5 protein-coding genes are annotated in these 2,078 nt (G+C 30.9%); all 5 read left to right on the top strand.

The genetic code is table 11. From position 1 onward, the window contains the following. The coding region (locus SPD90_RS06710) for a hypothetical protein (RefSeq protein ID WP_320924722.1) at nt 1–209 on the top strand (209 nt) is incomplete at its 5' end. Between the two features lie 51 nt (nt 210–260). Further along, nucleotides 261–491: a hemolysin XhlA family protein gene (locus SPD90_RS06705; RefSeq protein ID WP_320924721.1), complete on the top strand. Its 231-nt coding sequence runs from the start codon at nt 261–263 to the stop codon at nt 489–491. 61 nt (nt 492–552) lie between these two features. Then, nucleotides 553–795: a phage holin family protein gene (locus SPD90_RS06700; RefSeq protein WP_320924720.1), complete on the top strand. Its 243-nt coding sequence runs from the start codon at nt 553–555 to the stop codon at nt 793–795. 45 nt (nt 796–840) lie between these two features. Next, entirely contained in the window at nt 841–1,755 is a 915-nt protein-coding gene (locus tag SPD90_RS06695) for a GH25 family lysozyme (protein WP_320924719.1), read from the top strand. A 16-nt stretch (nt 1,756–1,771) separates the two neighbouring features. Further along, nucleotides 1,772–1,927, top strand: a complete 156-nt coding sequence (locus SPD90_RS06690; RefSeq protein ID WP_320924718.1) for a hypothetical protein — start codon at nt 1,772–1,774, stop codon at nt 1,925–1,927. The last annotated feature ends 151 nt before the right edge of the window (nt 1,928–2,078 follow it).

The following is a 2,078-nucleotide window of genomic DNA, read 5'->3' as shown; positions in this document are numbered from 1 at the left end:
TAATAAAAAATAATATTTTTAATTATGGCAGAACAGATTATCCTAGCTATAAAGCTATATCAACCACAATAGCAGAAGGTACAACTCCAACAATAGCAGATATAATAGATGGAAATGTTATAGCACCAGGGAATAAATATAATGCGACATTAATAGATTCTCAATCTGAAAATAAAGGATTAAATATAAATGCTACAACAAAAATTTAGAGATTAGAGAAATCTAGTCTTTTTTTATATGTAAAAAAGTGAGGTGCCACTATGGAAAATGAGAAGGATATACAAGACATAAGAGAAAGGTTAATAAAAATAGAAACTATGCTAGAAAACTACAATAAGAATACAGATTTAAAGTTAAGTTCTGTAGAGGAGAAAATCGCAGTTGCTAACCATAGAATTGCAGATTTAGAGGATAGCAACAAGTGGCTATGGAGAACTGCTTTAGGTGCTATCATTACAGGAGCAATAGCAATATTGTTTAGATTTATATAAAGGACACTTAAGACACTTTTTAAGACACTTTTTGAATAAAATATATTTAGGAGATGATTTTATGAATTACATTGTAGAGAATTGTTTAATTCTAATACCAGTTTTATACGTTATAGGAGCCATTGTAAAGGGCATAGAAGTAATAAAGGATAAATATATTCCATTAGTGTTATTACCTATTGGAATAGGCTTAGCGTTAGCTATTAAGGGTATTAATGTAGATGCAATTATACAAGGAATACTTGTAGTTGGTGTTACTGTATACGGAAACCAAGTATTTAAGCAAATTGGTAAAACAGAGTAGGCTTTATGCTTACTCTTATTTTTTTATAAAAAATGAGGTGATTATATGAAAGGAATAGATATAAGTAATAACAATGGTGCTATTAACTTTGCAGGTGTTAAAAATAGTGGAGTAGAGTGTGTTTACATTAAAGCTACAGAAGGTACAACTTTTCAAGATAGTTGCAAATCAGCTTTTTATGGTGGTGCAAAGACCATAGGGGCAAAGGTAGGATTTTACCATTTCCTTGTAGGTACATCAGCACCTGAAACACAAGCAGAAAATTTTTACAAGGAGATTATCAACTACCAGAATAACCTTGTACCTATGTTAGATGTAGAGGTCAACTTCCCAGGACTTAACGATTATATTGCAAGGTTTATTGGAAGGTTTAACCAGTTAACTAGTATGGAAATAGGTATATATACTTATACTTCATTCCTTAATGAATATATAGATGTAGAAAGATTTAAGACACTTAAACTTTGGGAGGCTAATTATAATAACAATCCATGGAACTTGCCTAGTAATGATTTTGTAAATCGTATAGGACACCAATACACAGAGAAGGGTTATATTAATGGTGTAAATGGTGTGTGTGATGTGAATGAGTTCAACGAGGGAGTTTTAAATGGTAATAAGCAAGTAGTTGTAAATAATGCAACAACTCAAGTTGCTACAGATAATATCTATTTGCAATTACAAAGAGAATTAAATGCACAAGGTTTTAGAGATAAAAATAACAATATTCTTGTTGAAGATGGAATACCAGGAGAATTAACTCTAAGTGCTTGTCCTGTAGTTAGAAAGGGTGCTAGTGGCAATATTACTACTTGGATTCAATTAAGGTGTGGTGCAAATCCTGATGGAATTTTTGGGAATGATACAGAAAATGCAGTTAAATGGATGCAGAGAAAATGGAATATAAATGATGATGGTATAGTTGGTCCTAACACTTGGAGAAAACTTTTAGAGTTATAAAAGGAGGATAAAGGGTATGGATAAATTTTATACAGAAATGCAATTCTTAGAGGAAGAAGCACATAGACACGCTTTTAAAGATCCTCTAGGGGAATATTATTGGAGCAAGTTTCTTATATTAGAGAATACTTATAATGCTAAGCATAAGAAGAAATATAAAAGAAGATGGTAAATATCGCAGTTCTATCAACAATTCTAACAACAATTTATACTTTTTGTTGATAGGATATGTTATAATGAACGTAGAGAACTAAAAAATATTTTAGTAGCTTGCGTACCTGTATGATAAGCTATTTTTTGATAGTACCTTAGAAAACCTAAGA

The organism is Intestinibacter sp., assembly GCF_034113885.1.
GTDB lineage: Bacteria > Bacillota > Clostridia > Peptostreptococcales > Peptostreptococcaceae > Intestinibacter.
This window is presented reverse-complemented; position numbering and strand designations above follow the sequence as displayed.